This is a genomic window from Jannaschia sp. M317 (genome assembly GCF_025141175.1).
Taxonomy (GTDB): Bacteria; Pseudomonadota; Alphaproteobacteria; order Rhodobacterales; family Rhodobacteraceae; genus Jannaschia.
Map to the genome: position 1 here is coordinate 1191271 of NZ_CP081155.1, position 19658 is coordinate 1210928.

Genomic DNA, 19658 nt, shown 5'->3' on the forward strand with positions numbered 1-19658 from the left:
CCATCGCATGAAACTGACTATCGAAGCGGGACTCTCCTACCAGTTGGAGACCGCCTCCGACCTGTTGCTTCAGATCGAGGTGGCGCGAATGTCTGGGCAGGAGTTCGAAAACGATGCCCTGTTCACCACATCCGTTGACGGCTTTCGCCGTGTGGCCGGGGCCGAGGCGCTGGGCAAACGGGCCTGGATGCGCGCCGAAGGATTGTTGGAAGTGACCTACAAGGCCGAGGTCGAGGTCAATCGCCCCGATCCGCCGCTGGCCGCAATGCAGGCCGCCGCGCCGCGCAGCCTGACCGCAGAGGCGACGAATTTCCTGATGCCCTCGCGGTATTGTCCGTCAGACGAATTCGATGCCTTTGTGGCGGCCGAGTTCGAAGGGCTGACGGGGGGCAAGCTGATCGTCGCGCAGCGCGACTGGATCGAGGACTCATTCAGTTATGTCCCAGGTGCCAGCGGCCCGAACACCACCGCGCGCGAAACCTTTGTTCAGCGGCAAGGGGTCTGTCGGGACTATGCGCATGTGATGATTTCCATGGCGCGGGCTGCGGGCATCCCCGCGCGAATGGCCAGCGTCTATGCACCCTATGTCGATCCGCCCGACTTTCATGCCGTGGCCGAAGTCTGGCTGGAGGATGCCTGGCATCTGGTCGATGCGACCGGCATGGCCCGCGCCAGCGAAATGGCGGTGATCGGGGTCGGTCGGGATGCGGCAGAGGTGTCATTCCTGACGACCTTCGGCCTGGCCGAGATGATGTATCAGAAGGTCAGCGTCACCGCCGGCTAGGCGATGGCCAGCCCGGCGTGGGTGTCGAGCAGGAACTGCGAGGCGATGGGCCCGCTGGCAGCCCCGATGGCGCGGGCCCCCAGGCCGATGGTGCCCGGTTCGATGCGGGGCGGGATCAGGCCGCGGATGTCCTGGTTCACGACGTAGCGGCGGGTCCGTTCGACCAGTTCAGCGCGGATTTCGGGCGGGAACGCCCCGTCGATCAGCACCGCCTCAAAATCGATGACGGCACAGATCGACAGGCAAGCGCGCGCCAATTCCTGCGCGGCCTGGCCTAGCCAGGGATCGACGTGGCGGGTCAGACCGCTCCAATCCTGGGGCTGATGCCAGAGCTGGCTTATATCCAGCTCCGATTCGCGCAGCCTCTGTTCGAGGACATGGATCGAGGCGGTGTCGACCAGTTGCAGGCTTTCGCCCAACGGGCCCAACGTCGGCAGCGAACCCAAGGCGCCCGCATTGCCCTGACGCCCCTCATAGACGGAATGGTTCAGAACGACGCCGCCGCCCACGTAGGCCCCGACAAAGAAATAGGCGTAGTCGCGGAATTCCTTGCCGCGCCCAAACACCTGTTCGGCCTGACAGGCGGCCGTCGCGTCGTTGATGATGGTGGCGGGCAGGTCGGTGATCTCGCTTGCGCGGGTTTTCATGTCGATCCCCGCCCAGGGTGCGAAAAACGCCAACCTGGGCGAGTCGTCGCGCCCGATCTGCATCTCGAACGGAGCCGCGACGCCGATGCCGCACAGACGTGCGCGCTGGGCCGTGGTCAAGGTCGTCGCGATCTCGGTGGTGCTTTGGGCGAGAAAGGCAAAGACCTCCTCGGGGAGGGGGCGGGCATAGCGCAGGCTGCGGGCGTCGCGGACCGCACCGCCCAGGTCCAGCAGAACCAGATCGGCAGAGCGGCGGCCGATCTTCAAGCCCCAACTCAGTGCCCCATCCGGGTAAAGCCGCATCGGCAGTGAGGGTTTCCCGATCTTGCCGCGCACCGGGTCGCCCCGTTCCAGCAGGCCATCCGCCTCCAGCCGTTTCAGGATCGCCGAGACGGTGGGCGGGGACAGGCCCGCGCGGCGCGCCAGCTCGCTTGCGGGCAGAGCACCATTGCGTTGCAGCAGCGACAGAAGCAGCCGTTCGTTGTGATTCCTGACGCCTCGCTGGCTGAGGCCGGAAGAGAAGGTGGTGGCGGCGTCGGTCATGACAAGCCTTTTGCACGTCCTATGTCAAAACCTACAGAGGGGAACCGAGTTAGTAAAGAAAACAAACTAACTAATTGACAGCCCCCCATCGGGGCTGGCATTGGAGGAGGCACAGGCAGGGAGAGCCTGTGCAGAATTTATCGCCGCTTCGATCCGGCAAAACGTTCTCGGGAGGAACACAGATGACCAAGACACTGCTCGCCACGACTGCTACCGCCGCCGCGCTCGCCCTGTCCGGCGGGGCTGCCATGGCCGACGGCCACGGCGTTTCCGCGTGCCTGATCACCAAGACCGACACGAACCCCTTTTTCGTCAAGATGCGCGAAGGGGCCGAGGCTGCTGCCGCCGAGAATGGCGTGACGCTGCGGTCCTATGCCGGTCAGGTCGACGGCGACCACGAAACGCAGGTTGCCGCGATCGAGACCTGCATCCTGGACGGTGCGTCCGGCATTCTGATCACCGCCTCTGACACGTCGTCCATTGTCGGGGCCGTCACCCAGGCCCGTGACGCGGGTCTGCTGGTCATCGCGCTGGATACGCCGCTGGATCCGATCGACGCCGCCGATGCCACCTTTGCCACCGACAACTTCCTTGCCGGAGAGCTGATCGGTCAGTGGGCCGCCGCCTCCTTGGGGGATGCCGCCGCCGACGCCAAGATCGCGATGCTTGACCTGGCTGTCAGCCAACCGACCGTCGGTGTGCTGCGCGACCAGGGGTTCCTGCAGGGCTTTGGCATCGATCTGGCCGACCCGAACGTGAACGGTGACGAGGACGATCCGCGTATCGTCGGCAACGACGTCACCCAGGGCAACGAAGAAGGTGGCCGCCGCGCGATGGAGAACCTCCTCGCTGTCGATCCCGAGATCAACGTCGTCTACACCATCAACGAACCCGCCGCCGCCGGCGCCTATGAGGCGCTGAAGTCCATCGGGCGCGAAAACGACGTTCTGATCGTGTCGGTCGACGGCGGTTGCCCCGGTGTTCAGAACATCTCCGACGGCGTGATCGGGGCCACCTCGCAGCAGTATCCCCTGCTGATGGCGTCCAAGGGCATCGAGGCGATTGCCGCCTTCGCCGCCGACGGCACCCTGCCTGAAAAGACACCGGGCAAAGAGTTCACGGACACCGGCGTGGCACTGGTCACCGGAGCCCCCGTCGACGGTGTGGCGAGCATCTCGATCGAAGAGGGCATGGACCTCTGCTGGGGCTGATCGCCTGATCCTCTGACACTGGCAAGGCGGCGCGTGATCGGCCGCCTTGCCGCATATCGACCGAAAAGGGGGGAGCCATGCCGTCCGGCACCGACAACTACGAAGCTGCGAGCAACAAGGCGGAAAGCGTCGCACAGTTCGCCGATGCGCGCCGTGGCTTGCTGGCGAAACTGCAGCATGCGCTGCACGTCAATCCGGCCCTGGTGCCGCTTTTCGTGCTGCTGGTGTCCATCATCGTGTTCGGGCTGTTGCTCGGCTCGCGCTTCTTCAGCCCCTTCGCTATGACCTTGATCCTGCAACAGGTGCAGATCGTGGGCATTGTCGCAGCCGCCCAATCGCTGGTGATCCTGACCGCAGGTATCGATCTGAGCGTGGGGGCCATCGCGGTCATCTCTTCGGTGATCATGGGGCAATTCACCTTTCGCTATGGCATTCCCGTCGAAATTTCGGTCGCCTGCGGCCTGATCTTTGGCACGGCCATCGGTGCGCTGAACGGCTGGCTGGTGGCGCGCATGAAGCTGCCGCCGTTCATCGTGACGCTGGGCATGTGGCAGATCGTGCTGGCTGCGAACTTCCTCTATTCCGCCAACGAGACGATCCGAAGTCAGGAGATCGAGGCCGAGGCCCCGCTGCTGCAATTCCTGGGCACGACCTTCAAGATCGGCGCGGATGAAACCGGCCGCGGGGGCGCCACCTTTACCTATGGCGTGATCGCGATGGTGCTGATCGTGGTCCTGCTGGCCTATGCCCTGCGGCAGACGGCCTGGGGCCGCCATGTCTACGCCACCGGCGACGACCCGGAGGCCGCGCAGCTGTCGGGCGTCAACGTGACCGCGACGCTGATTTCCGTCTATGCGCTAACCGGGTTTATCTGCGCCATCGCCGGCTGGGCCCTGATCGGTCGTATCGGCAGCGTCAGCCCGACCTCGGGCCAGCTGCTCAATATCGAAAGCATCACGGCCGTGGTGATCGGGGGGATCTCTCTGTTCGGCGGGCGTGGCTCGATCATGGGCACCTTCTTTGGCGCGCTGATCGTCGGGGTCTTTACCCTGGGCCTGCGGTTGGCTGGGGCGGATGCCCAGTGGACCTACCTGTTGATTGGCGTTCTCATCATCGCGGCGGTGGCCGTGGATCAATGGATCAGAAAGGTGTCGGCATGAGCACCCCCGTTTTGCAAGCCCGAGGCCTGGTCAAACGCTATGGCAAGGTCACCGCGCTGGACAATTGCGATTTCGATCTGCACGCCGGAGAGATCGTGGCCGTCATCGGTGACAACGGCGCGGGGAAATCATCGCTGATCAAGGCGATGTCCGGGGCCGTCGTCCCAGACGAAGGCGAGATCCTGCTGGAGGGCAAGCCGATCCGCTTTAATTCGCCCACGGACGCCCGGCAGGTCGGAATCGAGACCGTCTACCAGACCCTCGCCATGTCGCCCGCCCTGTCGATTGCCGACAACATGTTCATGGGGCGAGAATTGCGCCGCCCCGGTTGGCGCGGCCAGTTCCTGCGACAACTGGACCGGCCCCGCATGGAGAAGGTCGCGCGCGAAAAGCTGTCGGAGCTGGGTCTGATGACGATCCAGAACATCAATCAGGCGGTCGAGACGCTGTCGGGTGGCCAGCGGCAGGGTGTCGCCGTGGCGCGCGCCGCCGCCTTCGGGTCCAAGGTCATCATCCTGGACGAGCCGACCGCCGCACTGGGCGTCAAGGAAAGCCGCCGCGTGCTGGAGCTGATCCTGGATGTCCGGTCGCGCGGGATTCCCATCGTGCTGATCTCGCACAACATGCCCCATGTGTTCGAGGTCGCGGACCGGATTCACGTGCACCGGTTGGGCAAGCGGCTGTGCGTCATCGACCCGAAGGATTACACGATGTCCGATGCCGTGGCCTTCATGACCGGCGCGAAAGAGGCCCCACTTGCCGCCTGACGCCCGGATCGCCGCGATAGCGGACCGGATCGCCGAACGGCCCGGTGCGCGGTTGCTGATCGCCGTGGTGGGGCCGCCTGCCTCGGGCAAATCGACCATCGCCGAGGGCCTCGTGGATCATCTGGGCCCCGATGCGGTGCTGATGCCGATGGACGGGTTCCACATGGACGACCGGGTGCTGGAGGCGCGGGGTCTGCGTCCGCGCAAGGGCGCGCCGGAGACATTCGATCACGCGGGCCTGTCCCGAGCGCTGGACGCCGTTCGGCGCGGGGAGGAGGTCTTCGTGCCGGTCTTCGACCGCTCCCGCGAGATTGCCATCGCGGGCGCGCAGGTCATCGCACCTGAGGCCCGCGTCGTGGTGGTGGAGGGGAACTGGCTGCTGCTCGACCGGCCGGGTTGGCGCGACCTGGGGCCTTGGGATCTGACCATTCGCTTGGAGACACCCGAGGCAGAGCTGCGCCGTCGGCTGGAAGATCGCTGGCGCAACCTGCCGGAGGCCGAGGCGCGCGCCAAGATCGACGGCAATGACCTGCCCAACGCGCAGGTGGTCGCCGCCGAGTCCCGTCCGGCGGATGTCGTGCTGACCGACTGACCGGTCAGAGCGCGTCCAGAAGATCCCGCGTCGGCCAGGCATCGGCAGGCAGTCCCAGGCGCACCTGCTCTGCCTTGACGGCGCGCCTTGTAAGCCGCCCCAGGATGCCGTCCACGTCGCCCACGTCGTGGCCGCGCGCGGACAGCTTGCGCTGCAACGCTTCCATTTCTTCCCCCGACAGGCCGGGCGTCGGGGTTCCCGCGTCGAACACGGGGGCCCCTGACAGGCGGGTGGCGAAATAGGCGGCGGTGGTCACGTAGACGAAGCTCTTGTTCCATTCGAACAGCACTTCGTAGTTCTGAAAGGCCAGGAACGCCGGTCCGTTCCGCCCCTGTGGCAGCAGCAGCGACGCCTCCAACCCGTCGGTCATGCCAGTCGTCGGGCCGCGTGGGCTCACGCCATCGGCCAGCCAGGCAGACACCGGGCGTTTGGTGTCCAGCCCGCTCTGCGCCCAGTCCAGATCCGAGGGGACCGCGACCTCGATCAGCCAGGGCTGCCCGGCCTGCCATCCGATATCCTGCAGGAACCGCGCACCCGAATGCAGCGCGTCGGGCACCGACGTCTTGAGCGTCACGCGCCCGTCCCCATCCCCGTCCACGCCGCGTTCCAGAATATCCAGTGGCAGCATCTGCACCTGCCCGATTTCGCCGGCCCAGGCACCGGTCGTGTCCAGATCGAACTGACCGCGGGCATAAAGCTCCAGCGCGGCAAAGACCTGCGGGTGGAACAGGTCCGGTCGGCGGCAGTCATGGGCCAGCGTGACCAGCGAATCGCGCGTGTTGAAATCCCCCTGCACCGCGCCAAAGTCTGTCTCCAGCGCCCAGAACGCCAGCAGAACGCCGCGCGGAACGCCATAGGACGCCTCGACCGCGTCAAAGATCGGGCCGTAGCGATCCGCGTTGCTGGTGCCTTTGCGGATCCGGTCACCGGAAATGACGCGGCGGGCGAAATCCACAAACTCCAACCGGAAAACGCCCTGGTTGCGGTCGCGTGACAGCGTGCGCTGATCCTGCTGCACCCCGGCGAAGAACCGGTCCACGGTCGCGGCGTCCTGACCGGTGGCCACGGCCTCGGATTTCAGATCGGCCACGAAGGCGGCAAAACCGCCACCGCAGGTTTGTGCCGCAGCCGGGGCGGCGCAAAGGCTCAGGACCAGGAAAGGGATCAGTCGCATCAATATCTCCGAAATCTAGAAAAGCACCCAGACGCCCAGGATCAGGGCAAGCGTCACCCCCCAGGTCCGCCAGAGCGCGCGCACCGCGCGGTCGATGTGATCCGCGCCGAGGGTGCGGTCGCCGGTCGGGTTTACCCAGGGAAAATCCTGCATCTGACCTTCGTAGCTGCGCGGACCCGCCAGTGCCACGCCCAGAACCGGGGCCAATGCCGCCTCGGGCCAGCCCGCATTCGGCGACCGGTGCAGCCGCGCATCGTTGGGCACCCGCAGCCACAGCGCAGGTGCGCCATGGGCCAGCACGATCAGCGCGGCCGTCAACCGCGCGGGAATCCAATTGAGCACATCGTCCAGCCGCGCGGCGGCCCAGCCGAACTGCGCATGGCGTTCCGTCTTGTAGCCGATCATGCTGTCGGCGGTGTTGACGACCTTGTAGATCAGGATGCCGGGCAGCCCCAGGATCAGGAACCAGAACGCCGGTGCGATAACCCCGTCGGACAGGTTTTCGGCGGCGCTTTCGATGGCGGCACGGGCGACCTGTGGCGTGTCCATGTCATCGGTGTCGCGCCCGACGATCATGGCGACGGCGGCGCGGCCCTGCGGCGGGCCGCCCTCGCGCAGGGCCTGCGCCACCGCCTGCACATGGGTCACGAGGCTGCGCTGCGCCAACAGGATCGCCGCGCCCAGAACCTCCAACAGGCCGAAATCCGGCACCCAGGCGATCACCGACCCCAGGGCCCAGGCCCCGATGACCAGCAGAACCACGGCCAGCACACCCTTGTCCCGGCGGTTCGCGCCGGTGTTCAGGCGCGTGTCCAGCCAGGCGACTGCGCGGCCCATGACGACGGCGGGATGAGGGTAGCGCGACCAGAGCCAGTCCGGTTCTCCGAAGATGGCGTCCAGGATCATGGCGGTGGCCAGCATCATGTCAGCGCCTCTTTCAGCCGGTCCCAACGGTGTTCGGGCGGCAAGCCCAGACGAATCCAGCGGTCGGAATAGGGGAAGGTCCGCGACCAGATCGCGGCGCGGGCCAGACGGTCCTGCAGCGCGCGGGCGTCGTCGACATCATACAGGCGAAACAGATCGGTGCCGCCTGCAACCTGCCCGTGCGGGGCCATCAACCGGTCCAGCCGGGCCGCATCCCGTGTCAGCCGGGCGCGCGTGGCGCTGGCCCAGTCGCGATCCGCCAGCGCCCGCGCCCCCAGCCGCAGCGCCGGACCGCTGACGGCCCAGGGTCCGATCCAGTCGACCAGCGGGGCCAGCGTGTCCGCCGTGCCGATGGCAAAGCCAAGCCGCAGGCCCGCATGGCCCCAGAATTTGCCAAAACTTTTCAGGACGACCGTGCCGGGGCGCGTGGTCAACGCGATGTGGCTGGCACCGGGGCAGAGGTCACAGAAGCTCTCGTCGATGATGGTCAACGGTCCGGGCTCGGGGGTGGGCCACAGTCTGCCGTCCGGGTTGTTTGGGTGGACGCGCACCTGCACCGGGGCGGTGCCCTCGGTGGGGGTGTGGCCGTGGGCGCGAAAGGCGGCGGCATGTTCGTTGTAGGTCGGACCGGGGATCGACACGGGCCCCGGCGGCACAAGGGCAGGCAGCCGCGCGATCAGCGCCGAGGTGCCGGGTGCCGCCAGCACGGCCGCGCCGTCGGGGATGGACCAACAGGCGCGGGCAGCCGCGATCAGCGCGTCTTGCGCGGGGCGGTCCGGCAGGGCGGTCCAGTCCTCGGGGGCGAAGGTCGGCAGGGGGTAGGGCACCGGGTTGATGCCGGTCGAAAGGTCGATCCAATCCGTCCCGCCCCAGCGGACCTGCGCGGCAGCTACGCCGCCCCCGTGATCGCGCCCGCCCGCCATCTCAGTCCAGGATCGGGGGGTGACGGGTGACGAAATGGCCCTTGATCGGCTGTGGCCAGTCCCGATACGGGACCACGCCCGTTTCGGTGGCGGCATGTTTGGCGGCATACTCGACGATGGCCTGCGCCGCCTCCGCCTCCGGGTCGAACCGGCCCAGAGTATAGTTCATCTTTCCTGTCGCCTGCACCGTGATATTGCAGGCCCGGTCACACCCCATCAGACAGGAGTGGCGGCGGGTCTTTACATCGGGGATGGCGGCGGCGGCGGCCTCGACCAACTCGGCCAGGGCCTCTCCGTCGGTCCGGCCCGAGGCCGCGTCCCAGCCTTCGCGCTTGCAGGTGTCACAGATGGTGATGACGGTTGTCATGGCGTCCCTCGGAAATGGTCGGCCCTTGCTGATCATACTGCCCGCCTGAGGGCAATGGTGCCCGATCGCTTGGCGGCAGAGCGGGTTTTCGCCGGTGTTTTCGACCAAGTGGTCAGAATTAACGATCTGTTAACCACGAGATCGCATGGTCCCCTCGTGGGAAGGCCGGACTTTGAGGAAGAACTCATGACTGAGAAACCTATCGTGCTGTCGGTCGGCTTCGCGCTGCCCACATTTTCGGGCACGGACAGCCCTGACAACCAGCAGTCGTTCCGATCCGAGGTCGCGACCAGCCAGGCACAGGCCGTCGCGATGATGTTCGAACTGACGCCCGCCGTGGTCCTGATCGATCTGGGGCTGATCGACGGCAGCCCGCTGGCCGTGGCCGATTTCGCCAGCTATCGCCACCCCGACGCGCGGGTGATCTTTACCAGCGCCTCGGGCATCTTTTCGGATGGTTCCATCTTCAACCACTGCGCCAACGCCCATGCACATATCGCGCATGGCATGGCCGAACCGGATGTTCTGGCCCTGGTCGGTTACCACGCAGAGGCCGCGCCCGCGACGCGCAGGCGCGCCTGACGGTCAGCCGCGCCCGTGCGGTTCCATCCAGTCGATGACCGGGTTGATCGGAATGACCCGGTGCGGATTGATGGATTCATGGCTGTAGTGATAATGACGCACGATATGTTCCAGGTTCACGGTTTCGGCGACGCCGCAGACCTGGAACAGCTCGCGCGCGTAAGGCCAGAGGTTCGGATAATCGATCAGCCGCATCCGGTTGCATTTGAAATGCAGGTGATAGACGGCGTCGAACCGGACCAGCGTGGTGAACAGCCGCCAGTCGGCCTCGGTAATCTGGTTGCCGGCCAGATAGCGGCGATCCTGTAACAGACCGTCGACCCACGCGAGAGAGTTGAACAGGGCGGTCACCGCCTCATCATAGGCGGCCTGGGATGTGGCGAAGCCGGACTTGTAGACGCCGTTGTTGATGTCCGAATAGACCTGCGCGTTGATACGGTCGATTTCGTCGCGCAGCGGGGCGGGGTAGTAATCGTCATGATTGCCCGTCAGCCCGTTGAAGGCCGTATTGAACATGCGGATAATTTCCGAGCTTTCGTTGGACACGATGCTTTCGGTTTGCTTGTCCCACAGGACCGGCACGGTGACCCGACCGGTGACGTCCGGTTTGGCCTTGATGTAGATGTCGCGCATGAATGGCAGGCCATACAGCCGGTCACCCGTCGCCCCATGATCATCGGTCTCAAAGGTCCAGCCGTCCCCCAGCATGTCGGGGTGAACGACCGAGATGTCGATCAGGTCGGTCAGCCCCTTGAGGCTGCGCATGATCAACGCGCGATGGGCCCATGGACAGGCGAGCGAGACATAAAGGTGATAGCGCCCCGCTTCGGCGGGATAGCCGCCTTCGCCGGTGGGGCCGGGGCTGCCGTCGGCGGTGACCCAGTTGCGGAAGGCCGCGTTGGGACGGACGAACTTTCCGCCGTGCTTTTCGGTGTTGTACCAATCGTCGTGCCAGACGCCCTCGACCAACTGTCCCATGTTCCGACCCTTGCTGTGAATAATTTCCGCGCCACACCTAACGCGGAGGTCTCTTTTGGTGAAACAGCCGCGCGCGCACAGGCCCTGCGCATGCGGTCAGTCGAAGGTGCCCGACACCCGCCCGGTCAGCATGAAGGCCCGCGCCGTCCGCGTATCGGCAAACCGCGCAATCTCGTTGTCGGATGCGCCTTTGGCGAAGGCCGAAAACACGGTGTCGAAGGTGCGCAGGAAATGGTGGATGGCGTCGCGGAAGACCGGGTCATTCTTCATTCGTCCCAGTGTCAGCGCCAGACTTGACCGATCGCGAATCCCACCGAGCGCCGCGATGGCCTCGCCCCGCTCTCCGGCGGCAAAGGCACGCCAGACCACTGGCTCTGCCCGGTGCGGGGCCAGATCGTCCATATAGATCTTGTCCTGCGACAGCAGTGTCAGCACATCCTGCGCGGCGGTCACAAGCTGCCCGGTGCGATGGTGTTCCAGCGCGCGCCGCAGCACGTAGAAGCCTTCCTTGTCGTGCTCATTCTCCGGAAAGTTGAGCGCGCGGATGAAATCCTCGGGCGGCAACGGGGACTCTTGCGATTTCTCCTCTAGCGCAAGGGTGCGCTGGGTGTCCCGAACCGGGCGTAGCGGCGGCTGCAGCACGGGTTCGGGCTCACTGGTCAGGTGCAGGCTGGCCACTTCTGCGCCCAGGGCGGCCTGGGCGCGCGCGACGCTTTCGATCCGGTCCTCCATATCGCGCTTGAGCGACAGGCCCGCGTTCTGCTGCTGCTCCACGTAGGACAGGCGCATGGCGTCGATGGCGGCCTGCAGGCGGCTGCTTTCCTCGCGCATGGTGCGCGCCGTGCGCGCCGCCGAGGCCGCGACCCAGATCAGGGCGACCGGCAGGAAAACCCCCAGGATCGTCATCATGAAACCCAACGGATCGGCGCGCGTCAGGCGCGCCTCCTCCTGCGGGATGGTCAGAAAGAACCACCCCACCAGCCCGAGCCAAAGAAAGCTGAGCACCAGAGCCGCGACCTCGACTGTGGAAATCCGGTCCGTGCGGTGGGGCGTCACGCTTACGAATGGCGGTGCCTGCACCGGTGCGTAGACCCGTTGCTTTCCTGTCAGGCGCGGTTCCGCGCCGGGGAGCGTGTCAGACATCGCGGCGCTACTTGTAGACGACCGCCGTGACTTCGTAGTCGCGGGTGCCGCCGGGGGTGCGAACTTCGACGCTGTCTCCCTCTTCCTTGCCGATCAGGGCACGGGCCAGGGGGGATTTGATGTTCAGCAGGCCGTTTTCGATATCGGCCTCCTGCTCACCCACGATCTGATAGGTCTTTTCGACCTCGGTATCTTCGTCGACCAGGGTCACGGTCGCGCCGAACTTGATCGAGCCGGACATCTTCGAGGGATCGATGACATCGGCAAGCGAGATCAGCCCCTCCAACTCCTTGATGCGGCCTTCGATGAAGGACTGCTTTTCACGGGCGGAATGGTATTCGGCATTTTCCGACAGGTCGCCGTGTTCGCGTGCTTCGGCGATGGCGCGGATGATGGCGGGCCGCTCGACGGATTTCAGCTGCTTCAATTCTGTCTGCAGGGCAGTCATGCCCCGCGGCGTCATCGGGAACTTTTCCAAGGGTCTCTCCTGAAGGGCGTGTCGCCCGTCGTGTGTTTAGCCATGAGTCTAGGAGGCCCTGCGACCGCACGCAACAACCCATGGGCCGCTGGTGTCAGGTCGGCTGCGTGACGGCGCGCTGTTCCAGGGTCTGGACCAGGCCCGTCAGCGGTTCCTTGCGCCCCGATCCCGGTTCCCAGGCGTCGATCACCTGCATGCCGGCCTGACGGGCGGCGGCCAGGCCGCTTGGCGTGTCCTCGATCACCAGGCAATCTTCGGGGGCGGTGGCCAGCATCGCCGCGGCCAGATGGTAGCAGTCTGCGGCGGGCTTGCTTGCGACCAGATTGTCACCGGTGACGATGGTGTCGAACACCTCCGGGGCCAGTTCCAGGTGTTCGAAGACAGAGATCGTCCAGGCGGTCGGCGTGGTTGCCACCAGACCCAGCGGCACCGCAGCACCGGCGGCGGCGGCAATCAGCTGATGCAACCCGCGGCGCGGTTTGAGCGGCCCATGGGCGAGCGCGGCCCCGAGATGGTGATTGCGCGCATCCAGCAGACTTTCGAGAGGCACCGCACGCGGTGACGCCGCAGACCCGGACGCTGCCTGATCCAGTGCATCGCGCGCATCGGTATCGAATTTCAATCCGTGATCCCGAAAGGCACGCGCAAACGCGTGTCTACGCGCATTGCGGGTATCGGCGAGCAGCCCAACAGAGCCGAGCAGGATGGCCTTCATGGCACGTGCTCCTTGAAACGCTGGTCAGGCGCTATCTACGGTCGCTCCCTCACAGCGTGGTGCGGTTCCGGCAACCGGCACAAGGGGAATGTGGGGGTCCGCCAACAAATGTCAACGCATCAGGACGGTCAGAATGTCCCATCCAGGCTGGCCAAGGCCCCGGTTCAGGGGCTCTGGCGCGCGATGCCCACCCCGACGCTGCCGGAAAGTGTCACGCTGGCAGGCTGGGCTGCGTCCTGCTCTTCGACCTGGGACGGGCGGAGCGGGTCGCCGTCGACTCCGCAGGAAACCAGCGTCAGAAACAGCAGAAATGCAGCGGTTTTCCTCACGCCAGCTCCTCCCGCCAACGGGCGACCTGCGCCTGGACATTGGCCGGGGACGTGCCGCCGTAGGACACACGGGACGCGACGGAATTATGCACCCCCAGCACCTCGAAGACGGCCTCTGTGATGTCTGCGTGGACCGACTGCATTTGCGCAAGCGTCAGGTCCGGCAGGTCGATGCCTGCGTCCTCGGCCATCTTGACCAGGGCGCCGGTGACATGGTGCGCCTCGCGGAACGGCAGGTCCAGCGTCCGCACCAGCCAGTCGGCCAGATCGGTCGCGGTCGAAAAGCCAGAGGCGGCGGCCGCCTCCAGGTTGTCTTTCTGGCCGGCCATGTCGGACACCATTCCGGTCATCGCCGCCAGGGCCAGCATGAGGCTGTCGGCCGCGTCGAACACCTGTTCCTTGTCCTCCTGCATGTCCTTGGAATAGGTCAGCGGCAGCCCCTTCATCACCATCAGCAGCGCGGTCTGCGCCCCAAAGATCCGCCCAATCTTTGCGCGCAGCAGTTCGGCGGCATCGGGGTTGCGTTTTTGCGGCATGATGCTGGATCCGGTGGACCAACGATCCGACAGCCGCACGAAACGGAACTGCGCCGAGGACCAGATCACCAGCTCTTCGGCCAGGCGGCTCAGGTGCATGGCGCAGATCGAAGAGGCCGACAGGAACTCCAGCGCGAAATCGCGGTCGGACACGGCGTCCAGCGAGTTTGCGGCGGGCCGGTCGAATCCCAACGCCTTGGCCGTCATGTCCCGGTCGATGGGAAACGACGTGCCGGCCAGGGCGGCGGCACCAAGCGGGCTTTCGTTCATGCGCTTGCGCGCGTCCTGGAACCGCGACAGATCGCGGGCGAACATTTCCGTATAGGCCAGCATGTGATGGCCCCAGGTCACCGGCTGCGCCGTCTGCAGATGGGTAAAGCCGGGCATCACCCAGTCGGCCCCTGTTTCGGCCTGATCGACCAGCGCGGTCATCAGGCGGGGCAGGGCGTCGATGGCGGCGTCGCACTGATCCCGCACCCACATCCGGAAATCGAGCGCCACCTGATCGTTGCGCGACCGCGCGGTATGCAGCCGTCCGGCGGCGGGGCCGACGATTTCGGTCAGCCGGGCCTCCACGTTCATGTGGATGTCCTCAAGGGCCGTCGAAAAGGCAAAGGTGCCGCCTTCGATTTCTGACAACACCGTGAGCAGGCCTTCCCGGATCGCCTCGGCGTCGCTAGCTGTCACAATGCCTGTGGCGGCAAGCATCGCGGCATGGGCCCGGCTGCCGTCGATGTCCTGCTTGGCCATGCGACGGTCGAACCCGATGGAGGCATTGATCGCCTCCATGATGGCGTCTGGGCCTTCTGCGAAACGACCGCCCCACATGGCGTTGGATGAACTGGACATCGGGTCCCCTCGAATGCTGCGATACCTTGCCTTTGGCCTATACGGCCTGACTGCCACGCTCGCCACCCCTGCGGATGCCGTCGATCCGGGGCTTTTGACGGGGGACATGGCCAAGATGCAGTTGGACGCCCCCTGGCGGCCCGAGGTGCAGACCTTCGCCCGCGAAGACAGCACCCGCGGCCGCCTGTCTGACTACGCCGGTGAGGTCGTGGTGCTGAATTTCTGGGCCACCTGGTGCGCGCCCTGCCGCGCCGAGATGCCGTCGCTGCAAGCGTTGCAGAATGAATTGGGCGATGACGGCCTGCAGGTCGTGACCGTCGCATTCGGGCGTCATAACCCGATGCAGATGAAAAAGTTCTGGACGGAGGCGGGGATCACCTCGCTGCCGCTGCACCTGGATGCGGGGACCGAGTTGGCGCGGGCCCTGGGCGTCAAGGGCCTGCCGCATACGCTGATCCTGAACCGGGCCGGCGAAGTCGTGGCCCAACTGCCCGGCGAAGCTGACTGGGCCGCGCCCGAGACGCTGGCAGTTATGCGGGAATTTCTGGCGGAATAGCCTGTCGTCGCAAAGAATTTCCGGCCATCTCCGCAGGGCTCTTGATCGCATCTTCTGCGCACCCAACTGATCATCAATCGCCGGGCTGGCCCTGCCTGCGGGGCCTTTGACAACCGGGCCGGGACTGTCTTTCTTGGATATTATTCTGGTGGTGGCGGGGCTTGTGGCCTTGCTGTTCGGCGGCGGTTGGCTGGTGACCGGAGCGGTCGGGCTGGCGACGCGTCTGGGCCTGTCACCGATGGTCATCGGCGTCACCCTTGTCGGTATGGGCACGTCCATGCCGGAGCTTCTGACGAGCCTGCGGGCTGCACAGGCCGGGGCACCGGATCTTGCCCTGGGCAACGTGGTCGGGTCGAACATCGCGAACATCCTGCTGATCCTCGCCCTGGCGGCCATCGTCGCGCCCGTGGCCATGTCGCGTCAGGTCTGGCGGCGCGATGGGTTGGTGCTGGCGGCGATCTCGGTGGTGGCCTCTGTCTGGATCGGGGTTCATGCCGGGCTCGACCGGTTCGGGGCCTTTGTGTTTCTGGTCGCCTTTGCGCTGTGGCTGGGCTGGCAGCTGCGCAACGATCCCGATGGCGCAGAGGTGCCCGCGACCCCGCAGGGGGTGGGCCGCACGGTGTTCCTGTTCGCGGTCGGACTGGGCGGTGTTTTGCTGGGGGCCGATCTGCTGGTGCGCGGCGGTATCGGACTGGCCCGCGATTTCGGCATCGGCGAGGCGGTGATCGGCCTGACGGTCGTGGCGGTCGGCACCTCTCTGCCGGAACTCGCGGCCAGCGTTGCCGCCGCCCGTGCAGGACGCGGGGATCTGGCACTGGGCAACGTGCTTGGGTCCAACGTCTTCAACCTCTTGGGGATCCTTGGGGTTACGGCACTCGTTGCCCCGCTGGAGGCGTCTGCCCGATTTGCAGTGCTGGACTTGCCGTTGATGGTCGGGGCCGTCGCGGTGCTGCTCCTGATTGGCCTGCGCGGACTGATCGGGCGGTTGGCGGGCCTGGCGATGGTCGGCGGTTACGGCGCCTACGTGGCACTCATGTTCTGATGCCGCAGCGCAGCGCTTGCAATTCCAAAAGACAGAATGTAGCGCCTGACACCAAAGACACGCAATTTCGTTACCCGAGGATCCGCCATGAGCTTCCGCCCGCAACCTACGCCCCCCGCCCGCCCGAACCGCTGCCAGCTTTTCGGCCCCGGTTCCAATCCCAAGCTTTTTGCCAAGATGGCGGCCAGCGCTGCGGATGTGGTGAACTTGGATCTGGAGGATTCGGTCGCGCCGTCTGACAAGGATGTGGCGCGGGCAAATGTGATCGAGGCGATCAACACCGTCGATTGGGGCGGCAAGGTGGTGTCGGTGCGGATCAATTCGCTCGACACGCCCTATTGGTATCGGGACGTGGTGGACCTGCTGGAACAGGCCGGTGACCGGCTGGATCAGATCATGATCCCCAAGGTCGGCTGCGCGGCGGATGTCTATGCGGTCGACGCGCTGGTAACGGCCATCGAGGCCGCCAAGGGCCGGGCCAAGCGCATCGACCTGGAGGTTATCATCGAAAGCGCGGCGGGCATCGCCCATGTCGAAGACATCGCGGCATCCTCGCCGCGTCTGGTGGCAATGTCGCTGGGGGCTGCGGATTTTGCCGCCTCCATGGGGATGCAGACCACCGGCATCGGTGGCACGCAGGAAGATTATTACATGTTGCGCGATGGGGCGCGGCATTGGTCCGACCCGTGGCATTGGGCCCAAGCCGCCATTGTCGCGGCCTGTCGGACCCATGGTGTCCTGCCGGTGGATGGCCCGTTCGGAGACTTCTCGGACGATGAGGGCTTCCGCGCCCAGGCACGCCGGTCTGCGGTCTTGGGCATGGTCGGCAAATGGGCCATCCACCCCAAGCAAATTGCCCTTGCCAATGAGGTGTTTACACCCTCTGACGCCGCCGTGTCCGAGGCGCGCGAAATCCTGGCCGCGATGGAGGCCGCAAAAGCGGCGGGCGAGGGGGCGACCGTCTACAAGGGCCGTCTGGTGGACATCGCCTCGATCAAGCAGGCCGAGGTCGTGGTGCGCCAGTGGGACATGATTGAGCAAAATTCGAAGGATTAAACGTTCGGCCTGAGCCGCTTGCTACCCTATTCTCCGGTGACCCCTGAAACACAGAGGGATCGGGATTTGCAGAGCGGAATCATCTTTGAGTATGGCGCGCCGATCGCCCTGTTGATCGGTATGGCCTACGGCTACGGCGTGATGCGTCGCCTGCTTCCGGGAACCGACCTGGCGCCGCAGATCCTGGGTGTTCTGTTTGGCCTTGTGGCGGTGTTGCAGATGAATCTGCCGCTGGAACCGGTCGATGGGTTGATCATCGACTTGCGCAGTGTGCCCGTCGCACTGGCTGGCGCGTTCCTAGGCTTGCGCGGTATGCTGATCGCGCTTTTCATCGCCTGCGCCACACGGATTTCCATCGGGGGGGTCGGCTGGATGGCCGGGGTGGTTGGCCTCATGCTTGCCGGGGGCGCGGGCATGCTGTGGGATCATTTGACCAGAGGTGGGGCGCAGCGGCCGTTGCGGATGATGTTCGGCCTGGCTGCGATGATGTCTTCGCACAATCTGGCGGTGTTCTTTCTGCCTGCGTCCATGGCGCTTTGGTTTCTGACGAACGCTGCTCCGTTTCTGCTGGCGCTCAATTTCCTGGTGGTGCCCGTGGTGGCCTTGCTGATGGAAAAGCAGCGAATGCTGATGATGACAGAGGGCCGCCAGAGGCGAAGCCTGGCGCGCGCGGGACACCGCCTGTTCGACAGCCCGGAGCTGCTGGCGCAGCGCATGGCCCAGGCAGACGGCAGCGTGGATTTTCCAGGCGGTGCCGAGGTTTGGGCCCTGCGGATGCGGCGGAGCAGTACAATCGCCACCTTTTGGGGGCCCGAGGCAGAGGGCCACGTTCTGGGCACCCTGCACAGTCGCCTTGCGGAGGTTTTGCCGACGGCTGGCATGGTCGGTCTGGTCCGGGACGATCTGATCCTGATCTGCGTTCCGCGCCAATCGGACCAGGACCGTGACGACCTGTGCCAGGCCATCAGGACGCAGGTGGGCGGGACGCCCATCAAGGTGCCCGGCATGGCTGCGGTTCCCGTTCGGTTCGGGGTTCGCCACCACATCTTTGACTGTGTGCCGACGCTGCCCGTGGCAATGGAGCGTCTCGACAAGGGGCGTGGACGCATCTGGCGGCGCAAGGCGCACCTGATGACCGGAATCGAAGGCCTGCATGCCATGCCCGAACGGGTGGAACCAGGAACCGGCAGGTTATTCCATATCGCAGATCGTCTCCTTGAATCGGAACCCGCGCGGCAGGGCGCGAATGGGTCCGACACGGTCTGATCCCGCTTCGGGTGCATTGCATCACTGCTCGGCGCGCTCCATATGGGTGCGAAACCGGCAGGGACTTGGGCAATGACGCAGTATCTGGATTTCGAAAAGCCGCTCTCCGAGATCGAGGGCAAAGCCGAAGAGCTTCGGGCCATGGCGCGGGCCGACGACAAGATGGATGTCGAGAAGGAAGCCGCCGCGTTGGATCGCAAGGCGGGCGACATGCTGACCCAGCTCTACCGTGGGCTTTCGCCCTGGCAGAAAGCCCAGGTCGCGCGCCACGGCGATCGGCCCCACTGCAAGGACTATATCGAGGCGCTGTTCACCGATTACACGCCGCTGGCCGGGGATCGGAACTTTGCCGATGATCACGCCGTCATGGGCGGGTTGGGGCGGATCGGCGACACGCCGATCATGGTGATCGGCCATGAAAAGGGCAACGACACCCGCACCCGGATCGAGCGGAACTTTGGCATGGCCCGGCCCGAAGGCTATCGCAAGGCGATCCGCCTGATGCAGATGGCCGACCGCTTTGGCCTGCCGGTCGTGACATTGGTCGACACCCCCGGTGCCTATCCCGGCAAGGGTGCGGAGGAGCGGGGCCAGTCAGAGGCCATCGCCCGCGCCACCCAGGCCTGTCTGCGCCTGGGCGTGCCGCTGGTCAGCGTCATCATCGGCGAAGGCGGCTCTGGCGGGGCCGTGGCCTTCGCGACCGCGAACCGGGTCGCGATGCTGGAACACTCGATCTATTCGGTGATTTCGCCCGAGGGCTGTGCCTCGATCCTTTGGAAGGACTCCGAAAAGATGCGCGAAGCGGCCGAGGCGCTGCGCCTGACCGCGCAGGACCTGCAGAAACTGGGTGTGATTGACCGGATCGTGTCCGAACCCATCGGTGGGGCCCATCGGGATCGCAAGGCGGCCATCGCGTCGGTCGGGCAGGCGATCACCGCGATGCTGGGCGAATTCGCAGACAAGGATGCCGCATCCCTACGTCAGCAGCGCCGGACGAAATACCTGTCGATGGGGTCCAAGGGCCTGGCCGCCTGAT

General features: G+C 65.6%; 22 protein-coding genes. 11 read left to right on the forward strand and 11 right to left on the reverse strand.

Annotated features, from left to right (window positions below; all coding sequences use genetic code 11):
* Positions 1–7 precede the first annotated feature (7 nt).
* Entirely contained in the window at positions 8–784 is a 777-nt protein-coding gene (locus tag K3551_RS06235) for a transglutaminase family protein (RefSeq protein ID WP_259918579.1), read from the forward strand.
* Here the strand turns inward: K3551_RS06235 and K3551_RS06240 are convergent.
* Positions 781–1974 carry an ROK family transcriptional regulator gene (locus K3551_RS06240; RefSeq protein WP_259918580.1) on the reverse strand — a complete coding sequence of 398 codons (1194 nt, stop codon included), beginning with the start codon at positions 1972–1974 and terminating at the stop codon, positions 781–783. The two genes, K3551_RS06235 and K3551_RS06240, sit on opposite strands and share 4 nt — an antisense overlap.
* A 182-nt stretch (positions 1975–2156) precedes the next feature.
* On the opposite strand from K3551_RS06240, the gene K3551_RS06245 reads away from it, so the two are divergent.
* The 4 genes from K3551_RS06245 (at position 2157) to K3551_RS06260 (ending at position 5704) form a co-directional block, all read left to right on the forward strand.
* Positions 2157–3185 (forward strand): sugar ABC transporter substrate-binding protein, encoded by a 1029-nt coding sequence (locus K3551_RS06245; RefSeq protein ID WP_259918582.1) that lies wholly within the window; start codon positions 2157–2159, stop codon positions 3183–3185.
* A gap of 77 nt (positions 3186–3262) precedes the next feature.
* Positions 3263–4345 carry an ABC transporter permease gene (locus K3551_RS06250; RefSeq protein WP_259918584.1) on the forward strand — a complete coding sequence of 361 codons (1083 nt, stop codon included), beginning with the start codon at positions 3263–3265 and terminating at the stop codon, positions 4343–4345.
* Positions 4342–5112, forward strand: coding sequence for an ATP-binding cassette domain-containing protein (locus tag K3551_RS06255; protein ID WP_259918585.1), 771 nt, complete (start codon positions 4342–4344; stop codon positions 5110–5112). The genes K3551_RS06250 and K3551_RS06255 overlap by 4 nt, the downstream gene beginning before the upstream one ends.
* The gene (locus K3551_RS06260; protein ID WP_259918586.1) at positions 5102–5704 is read left to right on the forward strand and encodes an AAA family ATPase; all 603 of its coding nucleotides are present in this window, start codon (positions 5102–5104) and stop codon (positions 5702–5704) included. The genes K3551_RS06255 and K3551_RS06260 overlap by 11 nt, the downstream gene beginning before the upstream one ends.
* 4 nt (positions 5705–5708) lie before the next feature.
* Here K3551_RS06260 and K3551_RS06265 read toward each other — a convergent pair whose 3' ends face one another.
* Genes K3551_RS06265 through K3551_RS06280 form a run of 4 tightly spaced genes read right to left on the reverse strand, consistent with a single transcriptional unit; the run spans position 5709 to position 9092 of the window.
* The gene (locus K3551_RS06265) at positions 5709–6878 is read right to left on the reverse strand and encodes a lytic murein transglycosylase (RefSeq protein WP_259918588.1); all 1170 of its coding nucleotides are present in this window, start codon (positions 6876–6878) and stop codon (positions 5709–5711) included.
* Positions 6879–6893: 15 nt separating this feature from the next.
* Positions 6894–7802 carry an adenosylcobinamide-phosphate synthase CbiB gene (gene cbiB, locus K3551_RS06270; RefSeq protein ID WP_259918590.1) on the reverse strand — a complete coding sequence of 303 codons (909 nt, stop codon included), beginning with the start codon at positions 7800–7802 and terminating at the stop codon, positions 6894–6896.
* Positions 7799–8725, reverse strand: a complete 927-nt coding sequence (locus tag K3551_RS06275; RefSeq protein WP_259918591.1) for a threonine-phosphate decarboxylase — start codon at positions 8723–8725, stop codon at positions 7799–7801. The genes cbiB and K3551_RS06275 overlap by 4 nt, the downstream gene beginning before the upstream one ends.
* A 1-nt stretch (position 8726) precedes the next feature.
* A complete protein-coding gene (locus K3551_RS06280; RefSeq protein WP_259918592.1) occupies positions 8727–9092 on the reverse strand; it encodes a DUF1636 domain-containing protein in 366 nt (121 codons plus the stop codon).
* 186 nt (positions 9093–9278) lie between these two features.
* Between K3551_RS06280 and K3551_RS06285 the strand changes: the two genes are divergently transcribed.
* Positions 9279–9674 carry a hypothetical protein gene (locus K3551_RS06285; RefSeq protein ID WP_259918593.1) on the forward strand — a complete coding sequence of 132 codons (396 nt, stop codon included), beginning with the start codon at positions 9279–9281 and terminating at the stop codon, positions 9672–9674.
* 3 nt (positions 9675–9677) lie between these two features.
* Here K3551_RS06285 and K3551_RS06290 read toward each other — a convergent pair whose 3' ends face one another.
* The 6 genes from K3551_RS06290 to argH all read right to left on the reverse strand — a co-directional run bounded on the left by K3551_RS06290 (position 9678) and on the right by argH (position 14702).
* The gene (locus K3551_RS06290) at positions 9678–10652 is read right to left on the reverse strand and encodes a glutathione S-transferase family protein (RefSeq protein ID WP_259918594.1); all 975 of its coding nucleotides are present in this window, start codon (positions 10650–10652) and stop codon (positions 9678–9680) included.
* 96 nt (positions 10653–10748) lie between these two features.
* Positions 10749–11795, reverse strand: coding sequence for a hypothetical protein (locus K3551_RS06295; protein WP_259918596.1), 1047 nt, complete (start codon positions 11793–11795; stop codon positions 10749–10751).
* A 7-nt stretch (positions 11796–11802) separates the two neighbouring features.
* Positions 11803–12273: a transcription elongation factor GreA gene (gene greA / locus K3551_RS06300; RefSeq protein WP_259918597.1), complete on the reverse strand. Its 471-nt coding sequence runs from the start codon at positions 12271–12273 to the stop codon at positions 11803–11805.
* Between the two features lie 94 nt (positions 12274–12367).
* Positions 12368–12988 carry an HAD family phosphatase gene (locus K3551_RS06305; RefSeq protein ID WP_259918598.1) on the reverse strand — a complete coding sequence of 207 codons (621 nt, stop codon included), beginning with the start codon at positions 12986–12988 and terminating at the stop codon, positions 12368–12370.
* Between the two features lie 164 nt (positions 12989–13152).
* On the reverse strand, positions 13153–13317 hold the full coding sequence (locus K3551_RS06310) for a hypothetical protein (RefSeq protein WP_259918599.1): 165 nt from the start codon (positions 13315–13317) through the stop codon (positions 13153–13155).
* Positions 13314–14702: an argininosuccinate lyase gene (gene argH, locus K3551_RS06315; RefSeq protein WP_259918600.1), complete on the reverse strand. Its 1389-nt coding sequence runs from the start codon at positions 14700–14702 to the stop codon at positions 13314–13316. The genes K3551_RS06310 and argH overlap by 4 nt, the downstream gene beginning before the upstream one ends.
* 13 nt (positions 14703–14715) lie before the next feature.
* On the opposite strand from argH, the gene K3551_RS06320 reads away from it, so the two are divergent.
* The 5 genes from K3551_RS06320 to K3551_RS06340 all read left to right on the forward strand — a co-directional run bounded on the left by K3551_RS06320 (position 14716) and on the right by K3551_RS06340 (position 19657).
* Positions 14716–15258 (forward strand): TlpA disulfide reductase family protein, encoded by a 543-nt coding sequence (locus tag K3551_RS06320; RefSeq protein WP_259918601.1) that lies wholly within the window; start codon positions 14716–14718, stop codon positions 15256–15258.
* A gap of 133 nt (positions 15259–15391) precedes the next feature.
* Positions 15392–16300: a calcium/sodium antiporter gene (locus tag K3551_RS06325; RefSeq protein ID WP_259918603.1), complete on the forward strand. Its 909-nt coding sequence runs from the start codon at positions 15392–15394 to the stop codon at positions 16298–16300.
* A gap of 87 nt (positions 16301–16387) precedes the next feature.
* Positions 16388–17356, forward strand: a complete 969-nt coding sequence (locus K3551_RS06330) for an L-malyl-CoA/beta-methylmalyl-CoA lyase (protein WP_259918604.1) — start codon at positions 16388–16390, stop codon at positions 17354–17356.
* Between the two features lie 66 nt (positions 17357–17422).
* Positions 17423–18622 (forward strand): LytS/YhcK type 5TM receptor domain-containing protein, encoded by a 1200-nt coding sequence (locus tag K3551_RS06335; RefSeq protein WP_259918606.1) that lies wholly within the window; start codon positions 17423–17425, stop codon positions 18620–18622.
* Between the two features lie 72 nt (positions 18623–18694).
* Positions 18695–19657: an acetyl-CoA carboxylase carboxyltransferase subunit alpha gene (locus tag K3551_RS06340; protein ID WP_259918607.1), complete on the forward strand. Its 963-nt coding sequence runs from the start codon at positions 18695–18697 to the stop codon at positions 19655–19657.
* Position 19658 lies beyond the last annotated feature (1 nt).